Source organism: Streptomyces deserti (genome assembly GCF_054782695.1).
The window spans coordinates 73,146-99,299 of record NZ_BAAGRZ010000007.1; the positions used below are offsets into that span (position 1 = coordinate 73,146).

17 protein-coding genes and 3 pseudogenes are annotated in these 26,154 nt (G+C 73.3%); 10 read left to right on the forward strand and 10 right to left on the reverse strand.

The annotated features are described in order from the left end of the window. Window positions 1–212 precede the first annotated feature (212 nt). From ACYVMZ_RS15195 to ACYVMZ_RS15215, 5 genes and pseudogenes are all read left to right on the forward strand, one after another. Window positions 213–806, forward strand: coding sequence for a hypothetical protein (locus ACYVMZ_RS15195; RefSeq protein ID WP_461079721.1), 594 nt, complete (start codon window positions 213–215; stop codon window positions 804–806). 156 nt (window positions 807–962) lie between these two features. Then, window positions 963–1,313 carry a recombinase family protein gene (locus tag ACYVMZ_RS15200; protein WP_461080050.1) on the forward strand — a complete coding sequence of 117 codons (351 nt, stop codon included), beginning with the start codon at window positions 963–965 and terminating at the stop codon, window positions 1,311–1,313. Next, a pseudogene (locus ACYVMZ_RS15205) lies at window positions 1,306–2,933 on the forward strand (nuclease/transposase family protein). Before ACYVMZ_RS15200 ends, ACYVMZ_RS15205 begins: the two are co-directional and overlap by 8 nt. 33 nt (window positions 2,934–2,966) lie before the next feature. Further along, window positions 2,967–3,593, forward strand: a pseudogene (locus ACYVMZ_RS15210) (FHA domain-containing protein); the annotation flags it as partial. Next, window positions 3,588–3,827: pseudogene (locus tag ACYVMZ_RS15215) on the forward strand (protein kinase); the annotation flags it as partial. The pseudogenes ACYVMZ_RS15210 and ACYVMZ_RS15215, both read left to right, overlap by 6 nt. 99 nt (window positions 3,828–3,926) lie before the next feature. Here ACYVMZ_RS15215 and purH read toward each other — a convergent pair. Next, window positions 3,927–5,504 carry a bifunctional phosphoribosylaminoimidazolecarboxamide formyltransferase/IMP cyclohydrolase gene (gene purH / locus ACYVMZ_RS15220; protein WP_461079723.1) on the reverse strand — a complete coding sequence of 526 codons (1,578 nt, stop codon included), beginning with the start codon at window positions 5,502–5,504 and terminating at the stop codon, window positions 3,927–3,929. Continuing rightward, a complete protein-coding gene (gene purN, locus ACYVMZ_RS15225; protein ID WP_461079725.1) occupies window positions 5,501–6,139 on the reverse strand; it encodes a phosphoribosylglycinamide formyltransferase in 639 nt (212 codons plus the stop codon). Before purN ends, purH begins: the two co-directional genes overlap by 4 nt. Window positions 6,140–6,452: 313 nt before the next feature. Between purN and ACYVMZ_RS15230 the strand changes: the two genes are divergently transcribed. After that, window positions 6,453–7,223 carry a hypothetical protein gene (locus ACYVMZ_RS15230; RefSeq protein ID WP_461079727.1) on the forward strand — a complete coding sequence of 257 codons (771 nt, stop codon included), beginning with the start codon at window positions 6,453–6,455 and terminating at the stop codon, window positions 7,221–7,223. Window positions 7,224–7,278: 55 nt separating this feature from the next. On the opposite strand, the gene ACYVMZ_RS15235 is transcribed toward ACYVMZ_RS15230, so the two are convergent. Further along, on the reverse strand, window positions 7,279–9,198 hold the full coding sequence (locus tag ACYVMZ_RS15235; RefSeq protein ID WP_461079729.1) for a cell division protein PerM: 1,920 nt from the start codon (window positions 9,196–9,198) through the stop codon (window positions 7,279–7,281). Window positions 9,199–9,294: 96 nt separating this feature from the next. Between ACYVMZ_RS15235 and ACYVMZ_RS15240 the strand changes: the two genes are divergently transcribed. Continuing rightward, window positions 9,295–10,455, forward strand: a complete 1,161-nt coding sequence (locus tag ACYVMZ_RS15240; protein WP_461079731.1) for a helix-turn-helix domain-containing protein — start codon at window positions 9,295–9,297, stop codon at window positions 10,453–10,455. A gap of 170 nt (window positions 10,456–10,625) precedes the next feature. Here the strand turns inward: ACYVMZ_RS15240 and sucD are convergent, their stop codons facing one another. The 3 genes from sucD to ACYVMZ_RS15255 all read right to left on the reverse strand — a co-directional run bounded on the left by sucD (window position 10,626) and on the right by ACYVMZ_RS15255 (window position 14,765). Continuing rightward, window positions 10,626–11,510: a succinate--CoA ligase subunit alpha gene (sucD, locus tag ACYVMZ_RS15245; RefSeq protein WP_461079733.1), complete on the reverse strand. Its 885-nt coding sequence runs from the start codon at window positions 11,508–11,510 to the stop codon at window positions 10,626–10,628. 20 nt (window positions 11,511–11,530) lie between these two features. Next, entirely contained in the window at window positions 11,531–12,712 is a 1,182-nt protein-coding gene (gene sucC / locus ACYVMZ_RS15250; protein WP_461079735.1) for an ADP-forming succinate--CoA ligase subunit beta, read from the reverse strand. 502 nt (window positions 12,713–13,214) lie between these two features. After that, on the reverse strand, window positions 13,215–14,765 hold the full coding sequence (locus ACYVMZ_RS15255; RefSeq protein WP_461079737.1) for a hypothetical protein: 1,551 nt from the start codon (window positions 14,763–14,765) through the stop codon (window positions 13,215–13,217). Window positions 14,766–14,821: 56 nt separating this feature from the next. Between ACYVMZ_RS15255 and ACYVMZ_RS15260 the strand changes: the two genes are divergently transcribed. Continuing rightward, on the forward strand, window positions 14,822–15,349 hold the full coding sequence (locus ACYVMZ_RS15260; protein ID WP_461079739.1) for a hypothetical protein: 528 nt from the start codon (window positions 14,822–14,824) through the stop codon (window positions 15,347–15,349). Window positions 15,350–15,623: 274 nt separating this feature from the next. On the opposite strand, the gene ACYVMZ_RS15265 is transcribed toward ACYVMZ_RS15260, so the two are convergent. The 4 genes from ACYVMZ_RS15265 to ACYVMZ_RS15280 all read right to left on the reverse strand — a co-directional run bounded on the left by ACYVMZ_RS15265 (window position 15,624) and on the right by ACYVMZ_RS15280 (window position 22,676). Next, window positions 15,624–16,823, reverse strand: a complete 1,200-nt coding sequence (locus tag ACYVMZ_RS15265) for a hypothetical protein (protein WP_461079741.1) — start codon at window positions 16,821–16,823, stop codon at window positions 15,624–15,626. 218 nt (window positions 16,824–17,041) lie between these two features. Continuing rightward, window positions 17,042–18,205: a VWA domain-containing protein gene (locus ACYVMZ_RS15270; protein WP_461079743.1), complete on the reverse strand. Its 1,164-nt coding sequence runs from the start codon at window positions 18,203–18,205 to the stop codon at window positions 17,042–17,044. 142 nt (window positions 18,206–18,347) lie between these two features. Beyond that, window positions 18,348–21,293, reverse strand: coding sequence for a DUF5682 family protein (locus tag ACYVMZ_RS15275; protein WP_461079745.1), 2,946 nt, complete (start codon window positions 21,291–21,293; stop codon window positions 18,348–18,350). A 114-nt stretch (window positions 21,294–21,407) separates the two neighbouring features. Further along, window positions 21,408–22,676, reverse strand: coding sequence for an ATP-binding protein (locus tag ACYVMZ_RS15280; protein WP_461079747.1), 1,269 nt, complete (start codon window positions 22,674–22,676; stop codon window positions 21,408–21,410). Window positions 22,677–22,820: 144 nt separating this feature from the next. On the opposite strand from ACYVMZ_RS15280, the gene ACYVMZ_RS15285 reads away from it, so the two are divergent. Next, window positions 22,821–24,176 carry an SWIM zinc finger family protein gene (locus ACYVMZ_RS15285; RefSeq protein ID WP_461079749.1) on the forward strand — a complete coding sequence of 452 codons (1,356 nt, stop codon included), beginning with the start codon at window positions 22,821–22,823 and terminating at the stop codon, window positions 24,174–24,176. Between the two features lie 310 nt (window positions 24,177–24,486). Further along, window positions 24,487–26,109: a DUF5691 domain-containing protein gene (locus tag ACYVMZ_RS15290; RefSeq protein WP_461079751.1), complete on the forward strand. Its 1,623-nt coding sequence runs from the start codon at window positions 24,487–24,489 to the stop codon at window positions 26,107–26,109. Window positions 26,110–26,154: the final 45 nt, after the last annotated feature.

Here is a 26,154-nt window from a genome sequence, read left to right on the forward strand (position 1 = left end):
GGCGTCTTCCCGCCCGTGTCCGCCCATGATCACTGATGTTGCACTTGCACAACACCTGCCGAATGCGGCTGGACAAGGCCGAGGCCCGTCAAGAACGATGAGCAGCACAGTGCCGCGGGCAGAACCGGGGGGACGAACCGCACCTGTAGAACTTCCTCCGAGCCGTGCCCCGCGTCGTCCCCGCACCTGAAGCGACTCGGAGGAAGACCGCCATGAGTTTCGGCGACCCGAACAACCCTTACGGGCAGCAGCCCCAGCAGCAGCCCGGCACTCCCGGCTACGGCTACCCCCAGCAGAACCAGCCCGGCGCCCCGCAGCAGGGCTACGGCTACCCCGCGGCTCCGCCGGTGCAGCAGCCGTACGGCGGTGACCCCTACGGCGGCGGCCCGACGACCATGCCCGGCACGGTCGGCGCGGCCCGCGTGATGCTCTGGGTCATCGTCGGTCTGCAGGTGATCGGCGTGCTGCTGTACGGGTTCGTCGCCGTGGCCGTGAGCGCCGCCTCGGACAGCACCGAGAACCCCGAGCTCGCGGAGGCGCTCGGCGACCTGCCGGTCGGCCTGATGTGGGCGATCGTGGTCTTCGCCGTGGGCTGGCTCGTCTACGCGGTCATGCTCGCCGTGAAGTTCAACACCGGCGGCAACGGCGTACGCGTCGCGGCCCTGGTCTTCGGCATCATCACCGCCGTCCTCGGCATCTACCCGTTCCTGGTCATCGGCCTGGTCCACCTGGTGCTGGGCATCCTGATCGCCGTGTTCGTCGGCAACTCCAACGGCAAGGCCTGGTTCAACCGCCCGCGCCACTGAACGCGCCCCGGCGACTGAACGGTTCGCGCCCATCACATCCAAGGGCCGTGTCTCACCCGTACGAGGGGGGACACGGCCCTGGCGCGTCGCCCTACTCTGACGGGGGTCTCCACCTGCTGGTCCGAGAAGACCGATCTGGAACGCCAGGTCGCCCGGCTGTCGGCGTGGGCAGCGAAAGCCGGTCACCGAGTCGTTCGTGTTGAGGCGGAGATCGCTTCCGGGATGAACGGCTGCCGTTCCAAGGCCCGGCGTCTGCTGGCCGACCCGAACGTGACCTGCGTGGTGGCGGAACACAAGGACCGGCTCGGCCGGATGAACGTCGAGCTTGTCGAGGCTGCCTTGTCCGCGACGGGCCGTCGCCTGCTGGTCCTGGACGACGGCGAGGTCGAAGACGACCTGGTGCGGGACATGGTGGAGGTGCTGACCTCGATCTGCGCCCGCCTCTACGGGCGCAGGTCAGCGAAGAGGCGCGCCCGCAAGGCACTGGAAGCCGCCGAACATGGCTGACCTCCGCCCGATCACCGCGCCGTTCGGCGCTCTCGGCCCGTCCGGTGTGGCGGTACGTACCCGGCTGAGGGACCTCACGCCCGAGGATGAGAAGGTTCTGCGCTTGGTGGGTGCGCACCTGGGCTTGCTCCCTCGAAGGACCTCAAAGCGCGTTGCATGGACGGCCTGGAGCACTCCACCGAGTCATGGGCGGTCCGCAAGCGGGACCTGACGGCCGAGTCGTCGTCCAGGTGGGCCGGGTCGATCACGAAGGCCACGCATGAGCAGTGGGCACTCGCCCGGCGCGGCCAGGCCGCACACGTGCAGTCCCTCGAAGCCGGTATCACGACGATCCGACACCGGCTGTCGCTGCCGGTCGGGCACAAGGGCACCAAGCCGGCTCCGGGCGGCTACCGCTGCGCGCACGAGTGGTTCCACAAGACGCGACGGCTGCATGTGCTGGAGGACCGGCTGGAGCAGATTCGGGCCGACCGGGCAGCGGGCCGGGTGCATGTCGTGCGTGGCGGTAAACGTCTGCTGGGCACCCGCCACAACCTCGATGCGGCGCAGCTCACCGAGGCCGAGTGGCGTGAGCGGTGGGAAGCCGAGCGCTGGTTCCTCAAGGCGGACGGCGAGTCGGGGAAAAGGTTCGGCAACGAGACGATCCGCATCACGCCCGAGGGCGAAGTATCGATCAAGCTCCCGGCCCCGCTCGCCGACCTGGCGAACGCCAAGCACGGCCGGTACGTACTCGCTGCGCAGGTGCGGTTCCCTCACCGGGGGCAGGAGTGGGCCGACCGCGTGGAGGCCAACCGGGCGGTCGCTTACCGCATTTTCTACGACACCGGACGCGGGCGCTGGTACGTGAACGCCTCCTGGCAGATCCCTCCCATCAAGACCATCCCACTCGAAGCCGCCCTCGCCGAGGGCGTGATCGGCGTGGACACCAACGCCGACCACCTCGCCGCATGGCGCCTGGACACTCACGGCAACCCGATCGGCCGGCCGCGCCGGTTCTTCTACGACCTGTTCGGCACCGCCCAGCACCGCGACGCCCAGGTACGGCACGCCCTCACACGGCTGCTGAACTGGGCCAAGACCTGCGGCGTCAAGGCCATCGCGGTCGAAGACCTCGACTTCCAGGCCGAGAAAACCAGCGAGAAGCACGGGCGCAAGCGCCGAGTCCGCCAGCTCATCTCCGGCATGCCGACCGGCAAGCTCCGCGCCCGGCTGACCTCCATGGCCGACGCCACAGGTATCACGATCATCGCCGTGGACCCGGCCTACACCAGCAAGTGGGGCGCCCAGCACTGGCAAAAGCCGATGGCCGGCCCCACTCGTAAAACCACCCGGCACGATGCGGCGAGCATCGCGATCGCACGACGCGCCCAGGGACACCCGATCCGGCGACGGACGGCACCGCCCCGTGCACACCAGAGCGATGTGCACGGGCATCGGACCGTCCAGGCCGACCGGCGCGCCCCTGGGCGTGAGGGACCCCGCCCCCGCATCCCCGGACCACGGACACGATCCGTGCCGCCAGACGCGGCGAGTACGCGGGCGACCAGGACACCCAAAACCGTTCGGGATGTCCGCAATGACCAGGTATGGGTCCAAGACTCACTCCTGCTCACTGATTAGGAACGGTAGCCGTCAGGCACGGGGAGACGCACCTTGTACAGCATCATCGTGGTACCTCCGCCGACCCCGGAGGACGACCACCACCGCACCCAGATCCGCCTCGCGCCCGCCGAACGCCTCACGTTCGGCCGGTCCGCGCACGGCAACGACCTCCCGCACGACGGGGTGTCCCGCGGGCCGGTGAGATCACCGCGCAGGGCGCCTTCTGGATACTGAGCAACCTCAGCCGGGAGCAGACGTACGTCGTGGAGAACCCGGAGGGCGCCGGCGAGCACATCAAGGTCGCGCCGGGGCGGCTGGACGCGCCGGTCCCCTTCGAGTTCGCGCGGATCGTGCTGCCCGCCGCCGGTGACCTGCTGCCGCTGGAGGTGTGGGCGCCGCGCCACGACTACCTGCGCACCGAGGGCGGCCTGGACGGCGCCACGACCCCCCGCCTTCTCCCTGGACCGCACCACGCGCTACTTCGCGGTCCTGGCCGCCCTGTGCGAACCCCGGCTGCGCGGCGAACCGCACGCCCCGCTGCCCACGGTCGACCAGGTCGTGGACCGGCTGCGCCCCACCTGGCCCGCCGCCTCGCGCACCTCCGTGCAGTGGAACATCGACTACCTCGCCGTGAAGCTGCGCCTCAATCCCGGCCCCCAGACCGCCGATCCGACGCCCGAGCCGCCCCTCACCCCGTCCGAGTCCATCCCGGCCGTGGGCCGCTACCTCTGCTTCGTCGAACCGCGATTGAAGTCCGGCCTGCCCGGCGACCGCCGGGTCCTGCTCGCCGTCGCGTACCGGACGTCGTACGAGACGGTGAACGACGCGGGCGGCGTTCCCCCGAAGTACCGCGACCACGCCGCCCGCGTCGCCCACTACCTCAAGGAGTACACGCCGCCCGGGAAGAGGTGACCCTCAGAGTTCTGAGGTACTCCTCCGGCACGCCCGTGGGCCACGCTGAAACCGCCTCCGGCCCACTCGGGGGAGGGCCGGAGGCTCCGTGGCACCCCGTCAGTGGAAGAAGTGCCGCGTCCCGGTGAAGTACATCGTGATGCCCGCCTTCTGCGCGGCCTCGACGACCTGTTCGTCACGGACCGAGCCGCCCGGCTGGACGATGGCCTTGACCCCGGCGGCGCTCAGGACGTCGATGTTGTCCGGGAAGGGGAAGAACGCGTCCGACGCGGCGAACGAACCCCGGGCTCGCTCGGCGCCCGCCCGCTCCACCGCCAGCTTGCAGGAGTCGACACGGTTGACCTGACCCATGCCGACGCCGACCGAGGCGCCGTCCTTGGCGAGGAGGATGGCGTTGGACTTGACGGCCCGGCAGGCCTTCCAGGCGAAGGCGAGGTCCGCGAGCTCGGCCTCGTCCAGCGCCTCGCCGGTGGCCAGCGTCCAGGTGGCGGGGTCGTCGCCGTCGGCCTGCAGCCGGTCCGTCACCTGCAGCAGGGCGCCGCCGTCGATCGGCTTGACCTCGACGGGGTTCGACGGGCCGTCGGGGCAGCGCAGCACGCGGATGTTCTTCTTCTTGGTGAGCGCCTCCAGGGCGCCCTCCTCGTAGTCGGGCGCGACGATGACCTCGGTGAAGATCTCCGCGACCTGCTCGGCCATCTCCCTGCTGACCGGCCGGTTCACGGCGATGACCCCGCCGAACGCGGACAGCGGGTCGCAGGCGTGCGCCTTGCGGTGCGCCTCGGCGACGTCCGCGCCGATCGCGATGCCGCACGGGTTGGCGTGCTTGATGATCGCGACGCACGGCTCGTCGTGGTCGTACGCGGCACGGCGCGCGGCGTCCGTGTCCGTGTAGTTGTTGTACGACATCTCCTTGCCGTGCAGCTGCTCGGCCTCCGCGAGGCCGCCGGTGCCGGAGACGTAGAGGGCGGCGGGCTGGTGCGGGTTCTCGCCGTAGCGCAGGGTGTGCGCGCGCTCCCAGGTGGCGCCGAGGAAGTCGGGGAACGGCGAGTCGTCGACGGGGGCGTAGGAGGAGGCGAACCAGCTCGCGACCGCCACGTCGTACGCGGCCGTGTGCTGGAAGGCCTCGGCGGCCAGGCGACGGCGGGTGGCGAGGTCGAAACCGCCGTTCTTCACGGCGGACAGGACGTCGGCGTACCGGGCGGGGCTGGTGACGACGGCCACGGAGGGGTGGTTCTTGGCGGCGGCGCGCACCATGGACGGCCCGCCGATGTCGATCTGCTCGACGCACTCGTCGGGCGAGGCACCGGAGGCGACGGTCTCACGGAAGGGATACAGATTCACGACCACGAGGTCGAACGGCTCCACGCCCAGCTCGGCGAGCTGCCGCTGGTGGTCCGCCAGGCGCAGGTCGGCGAGGATGCCGGCGTGGACCTTGGGGTGCAGGGTCTTGACGCGGCCGTCCAGGCACTCGGGGAAGCCGGTGAGCTCCTCGACCTTGGTGACGGGGACGCCGGCGGCGGCGATCCTGGCGGCCGTGGAGCCGGTGGAGACGAGCTCGACACCGGCCTCGTGCAGCCCGCGCGCGAGCTCCTCGAGCCCGGTCTTGTCGTAGACGCTGACGAGCGCGCGTCGGATGGCCCGCTTGCTCTCGGCCGGCACTGTGCTCTCGGCGGTCACTGGATAACTACCTTTCGTCCCTCAATGCGATAGCCGTTGCGGGCGAGCCGCCCCACGACCTCGACGAGCAGCCTTCGCTCGACTTCCTTGATGCGCTCGTGCAGCGCGCTCTCGTCGTCCTCGTCCCGGACCTCGACCACGCCCTGGGCGATGATCGGCCCGGTGTCGACGCCGTCGTCGACGAAGTGGACGGTGCAGCCGGTGACCTTGGCGCCGTACGCGAGCGCGTCCCGCACGCCGTGGGCTCCCGGGAAACTGGGCAGCAGGGCCGGGTGGGTGTTGACGAACCGCCCGCCGAACCGCGCGAGGAACTCCTTGCCGACGATCTTCATGAACCCGGCGGAGACGACCAGGTCGGGCTCGTAGGAGGCGACGGCCTCGGCGAGGGCGGCATCCCACTCCTCGCGGCTGGCGTAGTCCTTGACCTTCCGCACGAAGGTCGGCAGCCCGGCGCGCTCGGCACGCGCGAGCCCCTCGATGCCCTCGCGGTCGGCGCCGACGGCCACCACCTCGGCTCCGTAGGCCTCGGGCCCGGTGGCGGCGATCTCGTCGAGGAGCGCCTGCAGATTGGTGCCGGATCCGGAGACCAGCACGACGAGGCGCTTGGCGCGCCGGTCCACGGGCTTGGCGGCCACGGTGGAGGCCTTTCTCGGAGAAGCGTTTGTTCACGGGCGGCCGACAACTGAAGCTTCGCCTTGTGCATTCCTACGAATGCTTCGCGCCCCCGGATACGGGGAAGCCTACGAAGCGGCCGACCGTCAGCAACGATACCGGCACACCGGGCGGCCCCCACGGGACGGGGGCGTGGCCGGAAGGTAGCGTCTGGGAGGTGCCGGTTCGGGAACGACGTCTGCGCACGATGCGTTCACGAGATGACGGACCCGGGCGCAGCACCGTTCAGGGACGCTCCAGATCAGTCGTACTCACCAAGGGGAAGACGCTCACTTGATGCCGGACCGCAGCCTGCGACTTCTCACGCTCCCCCAGCAGTCGGTGCAGGGAGGGGAGCGCGGCGCCGTGTTGCTGCGGGAACGCCCCGCGTCCCCGCCCGACGCGCCGCCGGACGGCGACAGCGGCGACGGGCGAAGCCGCGGCGCGCAGGACGACAACCCCTTCGCCCCGCCGCCGGAGGGCGCACCGGACCGCCCCTGGCAGCCCCGTCACCCGTCGGGCGACGAGGGCTCCCAGGACGAGGGCGGCCGCTCGCCGTGGGGCAGCCAGTGGAGCGACCGGCAGCCGGGCCGCTCCCCCGGCGGTTTCGGCGAGCGCCCCGGCGGCCCCGAGGGCCCGGGCGGCGGCCAGCCCCCCGGCGGCCCGCGCTGGGACCCCACGGACCCGGCCCAGCGCCGCGCTCGCTACGCGCTGCTGAGCGGCATGTGGGCCTTCTTCTTCGCCCTCTTCAGCTGGCCGTACGTGGCCCTGCTCCTGGGCGCGCTGGCCCTGTACTGGGGCATCAGCGCGCTGCGCACCAAGCCCCGCACGCCCAGCCCGGACACCCCGGCCCCCGAGCAGACCGGCCGCCCCCAGACCACGGCGGCGGTCAGCGGCCTGGTCACGGCGTCCCTGGCCCTCGCCCTGGTCGCCGCGTCCTTCACCGCCCAGATGGTCTACCGCGACTACTACACGTGCACGAACGACGCCCTCACCAACGAGGCGAGGCAGTCCTGCAGCAGACTCCTGCCGGAGGAGCTGCGGGGGTTGCTGGGGACGAACGGCTGACCGCAGGATCCCGACGCCGCTCGGGATCACTCACCGCAGCGCAGCGCCGGGCGGCTCACGAAGCGGCGTCCGGTGGATCCTGCGGCGCCGGCCGGTGCTCGGCGGACAGGAAGTCGTACGGCTCGAACCCGGCCGCCTCGTCCTGATCCCCGAGTCCGTACATCGCGTCGGGGTCGTACGGCGTCTCGGATGCGTACGGCGCGTACGGCGTCTCGGATGCGTACGGCGCGTACGGCGTCTCGAGCGCGTATGACTCGAACGGCGTCGGCGCGTCCCCAAAGCTCTCCGGGGACGCCATGAACTCCGGGACACCCAGGAGCTCCGGGCCCTGCGAGCCCTCCGGCCCTCCGGAGATCTCCGAGCTCCCCGGCACCGCCCCCGCCCCCGTGCCTCGTGAGAACCAGCCGCTCAACGACCGCAGCCGTCGCCGGAGCCCCCGCTCTTCCGGGCGCCCGGCATCGCCCGCCTCTCCCCGCGGCCTGCCGATCCGCACGGCCCCCTCCGGGCGCTCCCCGGACGCCCGGTGTTCAAGGCCCCGCCAAGCCCGCACCCCCAGCGCCACAGGAACCGCCACCACCCCGACCCAGGCCAGCGCCGCACCCCCCACCTGCCACCACACCGGCCCGAACCGCGCGAGCGCGGCCACCCCGAGCGGCCCGCCCGCCAGCCCGGCCAGCACCGCGAGGGCGCCCGCGCACAGCACGGCCGCCAGCCCGGCGGCACCGACGGTGCGCGTCCGGGACCACACCGCGCCCGGCCCGTCCGCCGAACGCACGGCACCCGAAACCGCCCCGCCCCGCCCTCCGGCAGCCCCGCCCACCGCCCCGTCGGTCACGGCCCTCGACTCGCCTTCGGCCGCTCCCCTGCCCACACACCACCCGACCGTCACCCCGGCGACCACCGGCACCACCGCGACCAGCCAGCCCGCCGGCGCCCCGGCACCCTCCCCCGGCACCGCCGCCAGCAGCGGGAACGGCGGCAGCAGCGGTGCCGGGGCCGAGGAGAACGGGGTCACGAGATGGCCGGTGCCGAGGAGGAAGCCGGGGCCGAGGGCGTACGCCGCCGCCCACACCGCCGCGTTCGGCACCAGCGCCACGCACAGCAACAGCACCGCGAACCGCCCCGACCACCCCTCCGTCAGCCGCAGGAGCGCCCCCTGGGCCGCCCCGCCGTGCCACACCAGCGACACCGCCAGCAGCAACGCCCCGCCCCCGACGAGCACCGCAGCCCCTGCCGCCGCCGCCCGCGCCGCGACGCCCAGGCGCGCGTCCGGGCCGAGGAGCAGGTGTCGTACGCCCCTCGGCACCAGCATCCCCAGGGCCCGTACCAGCGGCCCGCCCGGGCGGCCGTACGCCGTCCACACGCCCGCTCCCGCCGCGATCAGGGCGACCAGCGGCACGCACACCACCGTCCACACCCACGACGGGCGCAGCGGTCCGCCCGCGGCGTACAGCGCGGCGGGCGTGCCGACGGCGAGGTAGCCGACGACGACGCCCGTCCACGCCGTACGGGCGGAGACGAGCGGCGGCCCCTCACCGTCCTGCCCCTCGTCCTGCCCCTCGCCGCCATGCCCCTCGCCGCCATGCCCTTCGGCATCCGCGTCGCTCCCGCCCCCGTCCGTCGTGTCCCGGGCCGCCCGGTGGACCAGCCACACCGGCAGGACGAGCAGCAGCAGCGGCGGTACGCCCATGGGTGCGGGGACGCCGGAGAGCGTGTCGGTGCGGATCAGCTCGGCGCCGTGCGCCAGCAGCCACAGGGCCGCCGCGACATGCACCACACCGCGTGGCCCGCTGTCGGGGTAGGGGGAGCTGATCCACAGCAGCAGCACGAGCATGGCGACGGACACCAGCCCCAGCCCCGCCGCGACCGCGCCGGCCAGCAGGCTCGCGGCCAGTGCGGGCGATCGGTCACGCATCCGGGTGAGCAGGGGCGACCGCGACGGTCGGCGAACGATCATCTGGATCACGCCCGCCATGCTCCCAACGACACGCGCTTTCCCGTCGTAACAGGCGAAGCCCCGCTGTGTCGCTCAATATACGTTTATGTACTTTTCTGTACGGAGGGGCGCCCGGTGACGCAGAGGCCTGCAACTCCGCTTCCCCCGCCCAAGGAACGCCGACGGCTACGCGAGGCCGGTGGCCTGACGCAGGATCAGGTCGCCGCCCGGGTCGGCGTCTCCGGCGACCGGGTGCGCAAGTGGGAGACCGGCCGCTCGACGCCACAGGGCCGGCAACGGGAGGCGTACGCGAAGCTCCTGGCCTCGCTGGCCGAGCCCCTCCGTCAGGAACGTCCGCACCGGATGAAGGTGACCTCTCGTCAGGAGGGCCCCGCGCCGCGTGCCGCGAACGGCACCCCCACTCCCGTACGGCGGCCCGAGGAACCGAGACCCGCCGAGCCGGAGCCGGAGCAGGAGCAGGGACGGGACGCACGCCCCGGCCTGACACCCGCTCAGGCCTTCGACACGCTGTACGCCTTCTGCGCCCCCGCCCTCGTACGGCAGGCGTACCTGCTGACCGGCCGTCGGGAGCTGGCGCGTGAGTCGGTCGAGCGGGCCTTTCAACTCGCCTGGCAGCGCTGGCCCGAGGTGGCCCGGGACCGCGACCCGGGGAGCTGGGTGCGGGCGGCGGCGTACGACTGCGCCCTGTCCCCCTGGCACCGGTTCCGCCCCCGTTACCGGCACCCCGAGCCGCCGCCCCGCTGCGCCTCCGACCGCGCCCTGATGGACGTACTCCTCAACCTCCCGCCGTCGTACCGCCGCACGCTGGTGCTGTACGACGGCGTCGGTCTGGACCTGCCGGAGACGGCGGCGGAGACGGAGGCGAGCACCCCGGCGACCGCGCACCGGCTGATGCACGCGCGTGAGGCGGTCGCCGCACGGCTGCCCGAGCTGGCCGACCCGGACCTGCTGCACCGGCGGCTCGCCGAACTGGCCTCCGCCGAGCGTCTGCGGGCCGCCCGGCCGCCGGTGGTGCGGCTGTGCGGCGAGCGCCGCGCCCGCTTCTGGACCCGGGCCGCCGTCGCCTTCACGGTCGCCCTGATCGGCACCACAGCCCTGACGCTTCGCACGGCCCCCACGCGGTACGAGCCCCCGGTGCCGCCCGGGGACACGGTTCAGGGGGTGCCGCCGCAGGTGGCGCCGGGGCCGTTGTCGGAGCGGGAGCGGGAGTTGCGGGTCAAGCTGCGCGAGGCGGAACAGCAGGGGCCGCAGCGGCTGGTGCCGCAGGCCGGGTGACGCGCCGGGCGGCCGGTGCCGCATCCGTGGTGAACGACGGTGCATCGGAGGCGGACGACGGGGCATCGGGGTGAACGACGGTGCATCGGGGGGTGAACGACGGTGGGCCCGCCCCCCTTTCGGGGAGCGGGCCCACTCGTACGGTCGGGTGTTCAGCCCGTTCTGCCCGTTCAGCCGGCGAGGATCTCGCGCGCCAGCTTCGCCGTCTCGGTCGGCGTCTTGCCGACCTTGACGCCGGCGGCCTCGAGGGCCTCCTTCTTCGCCTGGGCGGTGCCGGAGGAGCCGGAGACGATGGCGCCGGCGTGGCCCATGGTCTTGCCCTCGGGCGCGGTGAAGCCCGCGACGTAGCCGACGACCGGCTTGGTCACGTTGTCCTTGATGAAGGCCGCGGCCCGCTCCTCGGCGTCGCCGCCGATCTCGCCGATCATGACGATCAGGTCGGTGTCGGGGTCGTCCTGGAACGCCTTCAGGGCGTCGATGTGGGTGGTGCCGATGATCGGGTCACCGCCGATGCCGACGCAGGTGGAGAAGCCGATGTCGCGCAGCTCGTACATCATCTGGTACGTCAGCGTGCCCGACTTCGAGACCAGGCCGATGCGGCCCGGCTTGGTGATGTCGGCCGGGATGATGCCGGCGTTGGACTGGCCGGGCGTGATCAGGCCGGGGCAGTTCGGGCCGATGATGCGGGTCTTGTTGCCCTTCTTGCCGGCGTAGGCCCAGAAGGACGCCGTGTCGTGCACCGCGATGCCCTCGGTGATGACGACCGCGAGCGGGATCTCGGCGTCGATGGCCTCGATGACCGCGTCCTTGGTGAACTTCTCCGGGACGAAGATGACCGTGACGTCGGCGCCGGTCTTCTCGATGGCCTCCTTGACGGTGCCGAAGACCGGTACCTCGGTGCCGTCGAAGTCGACGCTGGTGCCCGCCTTGCGCGGGTTCACGCCGCCGACGATGTTGGTGCCGGAGGCCAGCATGCGGCGGGTGTGCTTCTGACCCTCGGAGCCGGTCATGCCCTGGACGATGACCTTGGATTCCTTGGTGAGGAAGATAGCCATGGGTGTTGGTACCTCGTCCCTTACTTCGCGGCAGCAGCCAGCTCGGCGGCCTTGTCGGCCGCGCCGTCCATGGTGTCCACCCGCTGGACGAGCGGGTGCTTGCGGTCGTCGAGGATCTTGCGGCCCAGCTCGGCGTTGTTGCCGTCGAGGCGGACGACCAGCGGCTTGGTGACCTCTTCGCCCTTGCTCTCCAGGAGCTCCAGGGCCTGCACGATGCCGTTGGCGACGGCGTCGCAGGCCGTGATGCCGCCGAAGACGTTGACGAAGACGGACTTCACGTCCGGGTCGCCGAGGATGATCTCCAGGCCGTTCGCCATGACCTCGGCGGAGGCGCCGCCGCCGATGTCGAGGAAGTTGGCGGGCTTGACGCCGGAGTGCTTCTCACCGGCGTAGGCGACGACGTCCAGGGTCGACATGACCAGACCCGCGCCGTTGCCGATGATGCCGACCTCGCCGTCGAGCTTCACGTAGTTCAGGCCCTTGGCCTTGGCGGCCGCCTCGAGCGGGTTGGCGGCGGCCTTGTCGTGCAGCTCCTCGAACTCCGGGTGACGGAACTCGGCGTTGTCGTCCAGCGACACCTTGCCGTCGAGGGCGATGACGTCACCGGAGGCGACCTTGGCCAGCGGGTTCACCTCGACCAGGAGGGCGTCCGACTTGACGAAGGTGTCCCACAGCTTGACGAGGACGTCGGCGACCTTGTCGGCCACCTCGGCCGGGAACTTGGCCGCGGCCACGATCTCCTCGGCCTTGGCGCGGTCCACACCGTCGATGGCGTCGATCGCGATCTTCGCGACGGCCTCCGGGCGGGTGGCGGCCACCTCCTCGATCTCCATGCCGCCCTCGACGGAGGCGATGGAGAGGAAGGTGCGGTTGGCACGGTCGAGGAGGAAGGAGACGTAGTACTCCTCGAGGATCTCCGGAGCCGTCTCGGCGATCATCACCTTGTGGACCGTGTGGCCCTTGATGTCCATGCCGAGGATGTCCGTCGCGCGGGCGACGGCCTCGTCCGGGGTGGCGGCCAGCTTCACGCCACCGGCCTTGCCGCGACCACCGACCTTCACCTGCGCCTTGACGACCGACTTGCCGCCCAGCCGCTCGGTGATCTCGCGCGCCGCCTCAGGCGTGTCGATGACTTCACCGGCCAGCACCGGTACACCGTGCTTGGCGAAGAGGTCCCTCGCCTGGTACTCGAACAGGTCCACGCGCTTCCGTCCCTATCAGTGATCTCGCGGTTCGTTGGATGCGTGGGCGTGCCGCGAAGGGCAACGTGACGACCGCCTGTGTCACAAGGGAGGCGCACACGGTGTCCGAGCGCGCGGCATGTCCGTCTCGCAGGTTATCGCCGCTTGCGGAGGGTCTCTAAATCAGGGGTCACACCTGAGCGGTGATACCTGTCACATGATGCCGGGCTCTCTGGCACGGCGTGCCGGAGGTGAGGGGCCTCACCGGGCTGGGGTTGACCCGGTGAGGCCCGTCGTACACCCCCGAAGGGGCACATAGGCCCTGTTCTTCGAGGTGCGGGGCGGGTGGTCCCCACCCCAATGGGGACCACCCGGCCCCGTCCGCGGGGTCTCGGCCGGACGAGCCGACGGCTTTCGGTCGTCCGGGGCCTGACACCGCGCGGAGTCGGTTCGTTCGCCAGACCGCGTTCGCCGCGTCCGCCGCGTTCGTCGCGTTCGCCTTGGCGAGGGGGTCGTACGGCTGTCAGATGCTGTACGGGGTGCCGTACTGGACGTTCTGGGCGTCCTGCACGTAGCCCTGGGCGTAGCCCGGGGTGAGCGAGTCGGCGACGTTCTGGGCGCCCGTGACGGCGTTCCCGGCGAGCGGGCCGGCGGTGTCCTGGGCCGTCCCGGTCAGGTCCTTCGCGAAGGGCGCGGTCTGCCCGGCGACGCCCTGGGCGAACGGGTCGACCTGGCCGGCCACTCCGCCCGCGAAGGGCGCGGTGTGGCCGGCGACGCCGTACGCGAAGGTCGTGGCGCTGCCGCCGACGCCCTCCGCGACCGGCTGGACGAGGTCCACCACGGGCTGGACGGCTTCGGCGACCCCGTGGGCGAACTGCGGGACCTCGCCCGCGACGCCCTGCGCGAACGGGCCGGCCTGCCCGGCCACGCCCTGCGCCAGCGGCGGTACGTCGCCCACGACACCGCCCGCGAAGGGCTGGACGTCGCCGACGACGCCGTACGCCAGTCCGCCCGCGTCCGCGACGGCCTGCCCGGCGACGGTCAGCACGCCGTGCGCGGCGGTGTTCGCGACCGGCGGCAGCACGGCGTCATCGGTGTCGTGGGTGACGTGGCCGGCCAGGCCGGTGGCGTACGGAGGCACGTCCGCGGCGACGCCGTCGACGACCGGCCGGGCGTCGGCCACCGCACCGGCGGCGACGGGCATCACGTCGGAGACGGCGCCTCCGGCGACCGACCCCACGCCGGAGACGGCGCCGCCGGCGACGGGCTGGACGCCGTTCGCCGTGTGCGTGGCGAGGTACCGCGCGTCGGCGGTGGCGCCGTACGCCAGCGCCGTCGCGGCGTCGACGGCGTGACCGGCGGTCTGCACGGCCCCGGCCACGGCGGCACCGGCGACCGGACGGGTGCCGTCCACCGCGCCGGTGGCGACGGGCGCCACCCCGGCGACGGTGCGACCGACGACCGGCGTGGCCCCGGCCACGGCGTGCTCGGCCACCGGCACGACACCCGCCACGGCCTGCCCGGCGACCGGTCGCGCCCCGTCCACGGCGGCACCCGCGACCGGCGGGACGGCCGCGGCGGCCGTCTCCTCGACGACCGGGGTGACCGTGCCGGGAACGGTGCCGACCGTCCCGACGACCTGCTGCCTGACGCCGCCGACCGTGCCGGTGACGTGGCTCGGCACGGCGGAGACGGAGGCCTCGGCGGCGGTCTTCGCCTTCGCCGCCTCGCCCTGGGCGGTGGCTCCGGCGGCGGTGGCGCGGCCCTGGGCGCCGGCGACCGTGTGCCGCGCGGTGTCCTGCGCACCGGCCGCGACACGGCCCGCGCCCGCGACCGTCTGCTGCGCCTTGGTCCGTACGGCGCCGTCGACGCCCCGCGCCTGGGCACGGGCGGTGGACTGCACGGCCTGGAGCTTCGTCTGGGCGGCGGCCAGGGCCTGCTCCAGCTCGGGGGCGAAGGCGGACAGCGGGCCGAAGAGGTAGTCGATGGTGTCCTGGGGGACCTGGGGTGCTTCCTGGGGGATCCGGGGTGCTTGCGGTGCCTGGGGTGCCTCGCGGTCCGTCGCGCCGGACACCGTGGCGTGAGCCGTGGCCTCGGCCTGCGCGGTGCGGGCGGCCTGGGCGCCCTGGGATGGCCTGCGCGCCCCGGACCTTGGAGGCGTGCGGGACGGCGACCTTCTCCTCGACGTACCGGCGGGCCTGCTCGGCGGCGTCGGCGGGGGCGTTGGCCGTGCTCTTGGTGGTGCTCTTGGCGGTGCTCTTGGTGGTGCTCTTGGCGGTGCTCTTGGTGGTGCTCTTGGCGGTGCTCTTGGTGGTGCTCTTGGCGGTGCCGGTCGCACCGGAGACGGTGTCGTGCACGTCGGAGACGACGCCGTCGACCGTGTCGGTGACGGTGCCGAGGACACCGTCGGTGTCGATGGTCGCGTCCGATGCGGAGAGGGAGGAGGCGGGCAGCTCGTCAGCGCTGGCCACGGTGGAGCCCAGCGCCCAGGCACCGGTGACACCGGCGGCTATGACGATGGAGCGTCGGATGTTCTTGTTCATACGTGCGTCAGATCCTTGGATCTCGGGAGTCCGAAGCTCCTGGATTTCCGGGAGTTCGGAGGCTGGGGACATTGGGAAGCCGGGTCGGTGGGGGTCCGTTCGTGATCCGTCGTGATCCGTTGCGATCCGTCGTGATCCCTTGGTGTCCCTGGGGATCCGTCGGTGTCCCTGAGGATCCCTCGGTGTCCCTGGGGGTTCGCCGGTGTCCGTGGGTCCGTCGGTGTCCGGGGACTTGAGGACTGAGGACTGAGGACGAGTGCTACGGACGTGGATCGGGAGGTGGATACGGCCCCGGCTGCTTCCATCCGGAGAAGGGAAGGGTGTCCGGACGGTCGGGCAGACCTGTTCCGCCCCCGCGCGGCAGGTCTATGGCGGGGGAGGCGCCTGCCCTAGGCGGGGGATACGGGAATGTCCCGGTAGCGGTCCCGGGTCTCGGCCGCGTCGGTGCGCGCGGCGGCACCGGGCACGAGCCGCAGCGGCGCCCGGTGGTTCAGAGTGACGGCGTGCGCGTCCCCGTATCGGGAACCGCCGTTGTCGACCGCCGACCGGTGGCCCAGCGCGCCGTCCGGGTCACCGGTGGGCGCGGGCGTGTGGGGGGCGGAGGCAGGGGCATGGCGGGCAGGGGCTTGGCGGGCGGGAGCGGCCCGGTGTTCCCCGCCGGGCACCGCGGTGTCCGTCCCGGCCCGGTCGTATCCCGGTCCGTGGACGACGGCTTCCGCGGCACCGGCCCGCCCACCCGAGGCGGACTCCTGCACCGACGGCCCGGTCGCCGAGCCGGGCTGCGGGGCGTCGAGGACGGGCGCGGGCAGCGTGTGGCCCGGTGGCGTGGGAACCCCTGGAAGTCCAGGGGGTGCGGGCAGCCCCGGAAGCCCGGGCGGTGCGGAATCGCCGGGCAGGCCGGGGAACCCTGGCAGCGTCGGGAGCGACGGCAGTGACGGGGAGTCGGAGTCGGGCGGCGTCGGCAGGACAGGCAGCTCGGGCAGGTGCGGCAGAGGTGGCACCTCCGCCGGCCCGTCCGCCACCGTCCCGACCAGGTCGCCGACCGGCCGCACGACGCGCTCGGTCACCGGCCGCAGGACCTGGCCATGCCCCGGGGCCGTACGCGGACGGGGTTCGGCGGTGAGCGCACCGCCCGGGCTGCCCTGCGAGGCATGTTGCGCAGCCCCTTGGGAGGCCGGCAGCGCGTCCGGGGCGGCGTCCGAGCCGTGCGTTGCCGCGGGCTCCAGGGACGTCGTCGGCTCGACGGACGTCGTCGAGCGGCGCTCCCCGGACTCGGCGGTACCCGTCGAGGGGTAACCGACGTGCTTGGCTGAGTCGTTGACGACCCGGCCGACCGAACTCCTCGTCAGCGACCGGACCCCGTCCGCCGAATCGGAACCAGAACCCGAACCTGGAGCCGAACCTGCGGCCGACACCGACGCCGGTGTCTGTGCCGACGGCGTGCCGTCCACCGCATGCGCCTGCTCCCCGCACAGGAGCCCGAGCGTGAGCACTCCGCCCACCAGCAGCACCACTTGGAGCGCGCGCCGCCCGGCCGCCGCGCGCATGACGCGCGCAGCGGCACCGGACAGGGCTGCTGACCAGGTCAAGAGGGGAAGGTTCCTCCCGTGCGGCGGGGCGACTGGCGGCACGATTGACGCGTTACGACCAATGAACGAGCGTCGATCCTTGCATGGGACTCCCGAGGTTACGCAAGCCCTCTGTTACCAATGGGTACTCATGTCCGTTTTTGCTGGTCGAAGTCGGGCGACGACGGGTCGACAAGTCGTCACCGGGCCGACTCGCCCCCACATCACGCCCCGCAACGTCATGCCGTGTCCGGTATCGGCAGGGGCCGCTTCTCGATGGCCGCCGCCATCACGTCCGGGAACAGGCCGGGCGTACAGGCGAACGCCGGCGCGCCCAGCGCCGCGAGCGCGGCCGCGTGCTCCCGGTCGTACGCGGGCGCCCCCTCGTCCGACAGCGCGAGCAGCGTCACGAACTGCACCCCCGACGCCTTCATCGCCGCGACCCGCTTGAGCATCTCGTTGCGTATGCCCCCTTCGTAGAGGTCGCTGATCAGCACGACCACCGTCTCGGCGGGCCGGGTGATCTGCGACTGGCAGTACGCCAGCGCCCGGTTGATGTCCGTACCCCCGCCCAGCTGTGTGCCGAACAGCACGTCCACCGGGTCGTCGAGCTGGTCGGTGAGGTCGACGACCGCCGTGTCGAAGACGACGAGCCGCGTACTGATCGACCGCATGGACGCCAGCACCGCCCCGAACACCGAGGCGTACACGACCGACGCGGCCATCGACCCGGACTGGTCGATGCAGAGGATGACCTCCTTCTTCACGGACCGGGAGGCCCGCCCGTAGCCGATGAGCCGCTCCGGTACGACCGTCCGGTACTCCGGGAGGTAGTGCTTGAGGTTGGCCGCGATCGTGCGGTTCCAGTCGATGTCGTGGTGCCGCGGCCGGCTGATGCGGGCGCTGCGGTCGAGGGCACCGGTGAGAGTGGCGCGGGTGCGGGTGGCGAGCCGCTTCTCCAGGTCCTCGACGACCTTGCGCACGACGGCCCGTGCCGTCTCCTTCGTCGTCTCCGGCATCGCCTTGTTGAGCGACAGGAGCGTGCCGACGAGATGCACGTCGGCCTCCACCGCCTCCAGCATCTCCGGCTCCAGCAGGAGCGTGGCGAGGCCGAGCCGGTCGATGGCGTCGCGCTGCATGACCTGCACCACGGAGGAGGGGAAGTACGTCCGGATGTCTCCGAGCCAGCGCGCGACGGACGGCGCCGACGCCCCGAGCCCCGCCGAACGGTCCCGTCCCGTCTGTGGTCTGTCCCCCTTCCCGTAGAGCGCGGCGAGCGTCCCGTCCATCGCGGCGTCCCGCCCGGACAGCGCGCACCCGGTGCCGTCGGCCGCGTCGCCCCCGAGCACCAGCCGCCAGCGCCGCAGCCGCTCCTTCGCCGGGTCCACCGGCTCGGCCGTCATCCGCGCGCCCCCGTACGAAGCCGTTCCCAGAGGGGAATCACCGGCACGGTCGTCGGGCCGGCCTCGGCTCGGCGTCCGTACCCGTCCCTGACGGTGTCCACCGCTTCGGCACCGTCCTTCGGCTCGCTCGGTGAGTCGGTCGTCATCGCGCCACCCCCACAAGGTCGTTGTCGGTGTTCTCTTCGTTCTCTTCGTTCTCTTCCATTCCGTCCAGCCCCAGCAGCAGCCGCACCACCGGCAGCACCGCGGCCGCGCGTCCGGCGTCCAGGTCGGGCGCGAAGCCGGGTATGCAGGAACCGGCGGCCGTCGCACTCGCCCGCGTCCCCGGACCCCGCCGGACCAGTTCGCCGAGGGTCCGGCGCACCCCGGGCTCGTACGCCGAGAACGTCCGCCGGAGCAGTGGCAGCACGTCCGTGAACGCCTCCGCCGGTACGCCGGTCAGCCAGGCGTCGACCAGCCCGAGCAGCCGCTCGTCGTGCACCAGCAGCATCCCGCCCCCGGAGCCGCCGCCGACGAAGCCCTCGATCCACGCGGCCGCGTCCGCCGGCGCCGTCCCCGGCGACAGCACCAGCCCCATGAGCCGTGCCGCCTCGTCCTGCGCCAGCTGCCCGTCGTCCAGCAGCAGCCGCACGACACGCCCCCGGATGACACCGGGCACACTGTCCCGCCCGGAGAGCACCCGGAGCACCGCCCGCCAGCGGGCCCGCAGGCTGCCGTGACCGGGGGCGTGGGCCAGGGCGCCCGGAGCTGGTGCCGGAGCGTGGGCCGGCGCGCCCGGAGCCGGTGCCGGGGCGTCCGGAGCCGGTGCCGGGGCGTGGGCCGGGTTGTCATGTCTCGGTGTTGACGCGTCGGCCGAGTCGTTCCGTCCGGGCGTCGGAGCACTGCCCGAGTCGTCCCGCCCCAACGTCGCTGCACTGCCCGAGTCGTCCCGCTCCAACGTCGGTGCACTGCCCGAACCGCCCCGGCCCAACGCCGGCACGCTGCCCGAGCGCCCCCGGCCCAACGCCGGCACGCTGCCCGAGCGCCCCCGGCCCAACGCCGACGAACTGCCCGATTCCCCTCGCCCCGCCGCGACGGCGTCACCCAGCAGCCCCACCGCGCCGTGCACGGCATCCACATGGCGCCGCATCTCCTCGGCCGCGTCCGCGTCCAGCGCGGCGCAGGCCGGGGGCAGGCCGACGAAGACCCGCTCGGCCAGGCCTGCGGCGACCTCCGCCAGCGCTCCGGTGTCCGTGCCACGCACGTCGCCGTACCGCAGCGAGCGGACCAGGGCGGGCAGTGCCTGGGCGAGGTGGCCAACATCCGTGTCGAGGGCCGCCCGGTCGGCGAGGATCCGCATCACCGTCGGCAGGGCGTCCGGCAGTTCGGCCAGCAGGCAGCGCTCGGCGAGCGCGGTGACCTCGACCAGGCCCTGCGCGGCGACGGCGTCCGCCTCGGCCTTGGCGGTCGCGGCGCCGAGCACGGTCGTCCCCCACACCCCGGCCTCGGCCACCCGCACGGACAGCTCCGGCTCCCAGCGCAGCCGCCAGGTCTCCCGGAACGTCCCCGTACTGCCCCGCGAGGCGACCGGCTCCCCCCACTCGACGCCGAGCAGCCGCAGCCGGTGCAGCAGCCGACTGCGTCCGGCGTCGGTCTCCTTGCGCAGGTCGAGCTCCACCTCCCGCTCCAGCGCCTCCGGCTTGAGACGGAGCCGACGCTGGATCCGGGCGAGGTCCCGCTGCAACGGCACCGCGGGCGCGGAGGGCGGCACCTCTCCCAGCACCTCCCCCACCACCAGCCGGTCGTGCACCAGCGTCAGCGGCACGTCCGAGCCCTCGCACATCACCGCCCGTACGGCGTCGGTCGTCTCGCTCAGGCCGGGCAGCGGGCGGCCCCGCAGCGCGGCAAGCGTCCGGGCCAACCGCACCGCCTCGATGACATGGGCGGAGGAGACGATCCGGTCCTCGTCCCGCAGCAGACCCGCCACCTTGGTCATCCACCGCTCGATCGGGCGGTCCGGCGCGCTGAACAGATGCCCGTACCAGCCCGGCGAGTCGATGCCCGCGCCGTATCCGCTGACCCGGGACAGCCTGCGGTACGTCCACGGCACCCACGTCATGTCCGTCTTGACCTTGGGCAGGCCCTTCAGCATGGCCTTGTCGGCGGCGACGGTGGTCTTCCGTCGCAGCGCGGGCACGTGCCAGGCTCCGCACACCACGGCCACACGGCCCTCGAACTCCCGCAGCGCGGACCGCAACTGGAGCCGCATGTAGGCCTCGCGCACGAGATCCCGCTCGTGCCCGCCGCTCCCGTACGCCTCCCGCAGCGCCCCCATCGCCTCCTCGAGCACACGGAACGGTGCCAGCGCGTCCCCCTCCCCCACGCCCCGGTGTTCGACGACGTCCTCCCACCACCGCTCGGGATCGTCGTAACCGGCGGCTTCGGCGAGGACACCGAGGGGATCGACGCGTACGTCGGCGTCTGCGGGCGATTCCTCGGCCGGGTCGGCGTCGGAAGCCGCGCCGTGGGCCGTGTCCGTGCCGGAGGCCGAATCGCCGGGCGTGGCGACACCAGGTGCTGCGGCATCGGCGCCGGGCTCGGCGACACCGGCACCGGATGCGTCGGCGCCGGGCTCGGGCCCGTCCGCCGCGTCGGCGCCGACCGCGCGCGGCGCGCCCTCTCCCTCGCCGGCCGGACCGGCCTCGTCCCCATCGCCGCCGCCTGCTTCGTCCTCCGGCCTCCCCCACGCCAGCGTGTGCGTGGCCGGAAGGTCGACGAAGCGGGCCGGGACGTCGTGTTCCAGGGCCCATCCGATGGCGACCCACTCGGGGGAGAACTCGGCGAGCGGCCAGAAGGCCGAGCGGCCGGGCTCGTCCACGGCGTGGGCGAGGAGGGCGACCGGCGGCCGCATCGCCTCGTCGGCGGCGAGCGGGATCAGGGCGTCGGCCTCGGGGGGGCCCTCGATCAGCACGACCCGCGGCCGGGCCTCCTCCAGCGCGGCCCGCACCGCCCGGGCCGACCCCGGCCCGTGGTGCCGTACGCCGAGCAGCAGCGGCCCCGCGTGGAACGCGCTGCCCTCAGTACCGTCAACGCTGTCAACGCCCGTCACAAGGTCCCCCTCCCCGCCGGTCCCGGCCCGCGTCCTCGCCCACCCCGCGTGCCGCCCGGTCCGCCGTACCGGAAGTCCGCGCCTCCCGGCGCTTGCCGCCCCACATCGAGGTGTTCACGCGCTCACCTCCCGGCAGGCCCGGTAGAAGTCCATCCAGCCGTCCCGCTCGCGCACGACCGTCTCCAGGTACTCCTGCCAGATGACACGGTCCGTCGCCGGGTCGCGGACGACCGCGCCGAGGATGCCCGCGGCGACGTCGCTCGGCCGCAGCACGCCGTCCCCGAAGTGGGCGGCCAGGGCTAGCCCGTTGGTGACGACGGAGATCGCCTCCGCCGTCGACAGCGTGCCGCTGGGCGACTTCAGCTTCGTCCGGCCGTCGGTCGTGACCCCGTCGCGCAGTTCACGGAAGACGGTGACGACACGGCGGATCTCGTCGACGCCGTCGGGCACGACCGGCAGGTCCAGGGAACGGCCGATCTGGTCGACGCGGCGCGAGACGATGTCGACCTCGGCCTCGGGGCTCTCCGGCAGCGGCAGCACCACGGTGTTGAAACGGCGGCGCAGGGCGCTGGACAGGTCGTTGACCCCGCGGTCGCGGTCGTTGGCCGTGGCGATCAGGTTGAAGCCGCGGACCGCCTGCACCTCCTGGCCGAGTTCCGGTATCGGCAGCGTCTTCTCCGACAGGATCGTGATGAGCGTGTCCTGGACGTCGGCCGGGATACGGGTCAGCTCCTCGACCCGGGCCGTCATGCCCTCGGCCATGGCCCGCATGACCGGGCTGGGCACGAGGGCGTCGCGGCTGGGGCCGTGAGCGAGCAGCTGCGCGTAGTTCCAGCCGTAGCGGATGGCCTCCTCCGGTGTGCCGGCGGTGCCCTGCACCAGCAGTGTCGAGTCGCCGCTGACCGCCGCCGCCAGGTGCTCGGACACCCACGTCTTCGCGGTGCCGGGCACGCCGAGCAGGAGCAGGGCGCGGTCGGTGGCGAGCGTGGTGACGGCGACCTCGACGATGCGGCGCGGACCGACGTACTTCGGCGTGATCACCGTGCCGTCCGGAAGCGTGCCGCCGAGCAGGTAAATGGCGACGGCCCACGGCGACAGCTTCCAGCGGGCCGGGCGCGGGCGGTCGTCCTGCGCGGCCAGCGCGGCGAGTTCCTCGGCGAAGGCGTCCTCGGCGTGCGGCCGCAGCACCTCCGGTCCCTGTGCGGGCGTGGGCGCGCCCGCAGACGGACGCGCACCCACAGTCGGACGCGCACCGCTCGCGGATGCAGGCGTGCCCGCAGATGCAGGGGTGCCCGCGGACGCAGGGGTGCCCGCACCCGTGTTCGCGGGCGCGGACCCGTTCTGGCTCGGGTCGACGGACGTCGGTTCAACGGACGCAGGCATGGCTGAGTCCCCCTCCAGCTCGGCCGGTTCGGATCTGGCATCCACGTTGCACCACCCCACTGACAATGCGTTCTGACCTGCGCAACGTGCCGCCGAAGCCGCTCGCGGGGCCGATTGTCAGTGCCGGGATCTACCTTCGATGGCATGACTCAGCAGGGGGTGCGCTGGACCGCGGACCAGGTGCTGGCACTGGCGCCTGACGCCGCGTCACGCAAAGCGGGAAGCAAACTCGGGGCGGCAGGTCCGTGGTCCGAGGCGGGGAGTTCCGGCGAGGGGACGGTGTGGGGACTGTGCAAGGGCAGTGGCAGCAAGCCGTATCAGACGGTCGTCGACATCGCGGACGCCTCCGGGCCCGCGTACAAGTGCAGTTGCCCGAGCCGCAAGTTCCCGTGCAAGCACGCGCTCGGACTGCTGCTGTTGTGGGCGGGCGGAGAGAGCGCGGTGCCGCGGGGGCAGGCGCCGGAGTGGGCCGAGCAGTGGCTCGCGGGCAGACGCAGGCGCACGGAACAGAAACGGGCCGCGGACGGCTCCGGTTCCTCGTCCGGATCCGCTGATCCGGAGGCGGCGCGACGCAGGGCGGAGCGCCGCGCCGAGCGGGTCACCGCGGGCGCCACGGAGCTGGAGCAGCGGTTGGCGGACCTGCTCCGCGGCGGCCTGGCCACGGCGGAGCAGGCGGGGTACGGCCTGTGGGAGGAGACGGCGGCCCGCATGGTCGACGCCCAGGCGTCCGGTCTGGCCGCGCGGGTGCGGGAGTTGGGGGCGATCCCGTCCACGGGGCCGGGCTGGCCGGTGCGTCTGCTGGAGGAGTGCGCGCTGCTCCACCTCCTGGACCAGGGCTGGCTGCGCCGCGAACGGCTGCCGGACGGCCTGGCCGCGACGGTCCGCTCCCGTATCGGCCTGCCGGCGTCGCCGGACGGCCCGCCGGTCCGGGACCGGTGGCTGGTTCTCGCCCAGTACGACACGGCGGACACGCGCCTGACCACCCGTCGCATCTGGCTGTACGGCGCGGACTCGCACCGCACCGCGCTGCTCCTCTCCTACGGCGCCGCCGGCCGGGCCCCGGAGCTCGCGCTACCGGTGGGGCTGGCCCTGGAGGCGGAGCTGTCCGTGTATCCGGGCGCCGGGCAGCTGCGGGCGGCCCTCGGCGAGCAGTTCGCACCGCCCGCGCCGACGGCGATACGGCCACCAGGGGTGACGACGTCCCAGGCGGCCGCCCGCTACGGCGAGGCGCTCCGCGACGACCCGTGGCTGGACTCCGTCCCGGTGACACTGGACCGGGTCATACCGACCCCGGACGGCGACTCCTGGCAGCTGGCGGACGCCGACGAGGACGCGGCGCTGCCGCTCACCCCGGCCGCCCGTTCCCGCCCGGGCCTGTGGCGCCTCGTAGCCCTGTCCGGCGGCGCCCCCGTCAAGGTCTTCGGCGAGTGCGGTCACCAGGGCTTCACCCCGCTGGCGGCCTGGCCGCAGGGCGCGGGCGACGCGGTGTCGCTGTGCTGAGCCGACCGGCCCGTGACCGTGACCGGTCACCGGTATCGCCACGGACACCGGTATCGGCACGGACCCCAGCACCGGCCCCCTACGGGCAAGCGCGCCCACCACAGGTGAGCGCGCCCACCCCCACGTCCCACCCATCCGCGCAGCGGCCGGCACCGCCCGGGCACCCCGGGCCGAACACGACCCGGTTTCCCCGCACAAGCCTCTTCAACCCCTCCCTTCTCAATCCATTCACGCATTTTTCCGGCCTCGCGGGACACCCGTTGCGCGTGACCCTTCAACCACTCCGAGGCGCCCGACGGAAAGGAATCTTATGAACAGGACCTCCGCTCCTGTGGACCCGCCCGTCGCGGGCGCCTGGGAGGGGCTCGTCACCACGGCGCTGCTGGGCACGGACCGGCGCACGCCACCGGGCTGCGCGCCGGGCCCGGATGCGCCGGTGGCGCTGCTGGACGCGGCAGCCGTGGAGACCGTACGGCGGCGGGCCGGGCTGCGGCCGGCCCGGGCGGCGGAGCATCCGCGACCGGCTCCGGAGGATCCGCGTTCGCCGCTGCCGCCCGCGGCCGCCCGCAGACTCGCGATGCTGCTGGCCGACCGCCCCGGCACCTCCGGCGGTGGCCGCCGGGGCACCGCACCGGACCTGACCGAGCTGCTGCCCCAGTGGCTCGCGGCGGCCAACGCCCGCGGCTACGCGCCGCCCCCGGAGGTGCTGCCCGCGCTGCTGGACACGGCCCGGGGGCGGACGGACCTGCGTCCCGCGGCCCTGGAGTTCGCCGGACCGCGGGCCCTGTGGCTGGCCCGGTTCAACCCGGACTGGCGCTTCGCCCTGCGCTCGACACCGGGCGGGGGCGCCGCTCTGCCGCACCTCGACGACACGGGCAGGATCCAGCAGCTGTGGCAGGAGGGCCTGTTCGCCGAGCGGGTCGCCCTGCTCGCCGCGCTGCGCTCCCGCGACCCGGCCGCCGCACGCGACCTGCTCGCCACGACCTGGCAGACGGAACGGGCCGAGGACCGGCTGATGTTCCTCGACTCACTGCGCACGGGCCTGGGCCCGGACGACGAGCCGTTCCTCGAACAGGCCCTGGCCGACCGCAGCCGCAACGTACGGGCGACGGCCGCCGAGTTGCTGTCGGCGCTGCCCGGTTCGGCGCTCGCCGCGCGGATGGCGGTCCGGGCCGGGGCGTGCGTGGCCGTCGACCACACGCGCGACGTCCCGACGATCGTGGTCGAGGCACCGCACGAGTGCGACGCGGGCATGGAGCGCGACGGTGTCGTGGCCAAGGCTCCGGCGGGACGGGGTGAACGGTCGTGGTGGTTCGGCCAGTTGGTGGAGGCGGCCCCACTCGGGACCTGGTCCCGGCGGCTCGGCGGCCGTACCCCCGAGGAGATGGTGCGGCTGCCGGTGGCGGACGACTGGCAGGGCGAACTGCACGCGGCGTGGTGCCGGGCGGCGGTGCGGCAGCGGAACGCCGAGTGGTCCCGGGCGCTGCTCGGCGACCCCTCGGCATCCGAGGCCGGCGGTCCGGGGGCGGTGTCCCTGGCCGAACGCGCCAAGCTGCTCGGCACGCTCGACGCCGCCGAACGGGCCGAGTGGGTGGCCGGATTCATCGCCGCGCACGGCCTGTCCGAGGCCTTCCAGCTGCTCGGGGTGTGCGCCGTGCCGTGGGCCGCGCCACTCGGCCGGGCGGTGGTCGACGCCCTCAACATCGCGCGGGACGCGGGGAGTTATCCATGGAGTTTCAGCGGAGTCATGGGCCTGGCCGAACGCTGCCTCGACCCCGGCGAGGCGAGCCGTCTCGACGCCCTGCTGGCCGTACCGGACGAACCGGAGAACGCGTCCCCGGGAGCCGGCGGCTACTGGGCGGAGGCGTTCCAACGCTTGGTCACGACATTGCGGCTGCGGGCGGCGATGACCGAGGAGTTGGGAGCGGCGTAACAAGGGCGTCTGGCCCGCCCTGCGCGGGCCAGACGCCGCCCGCCG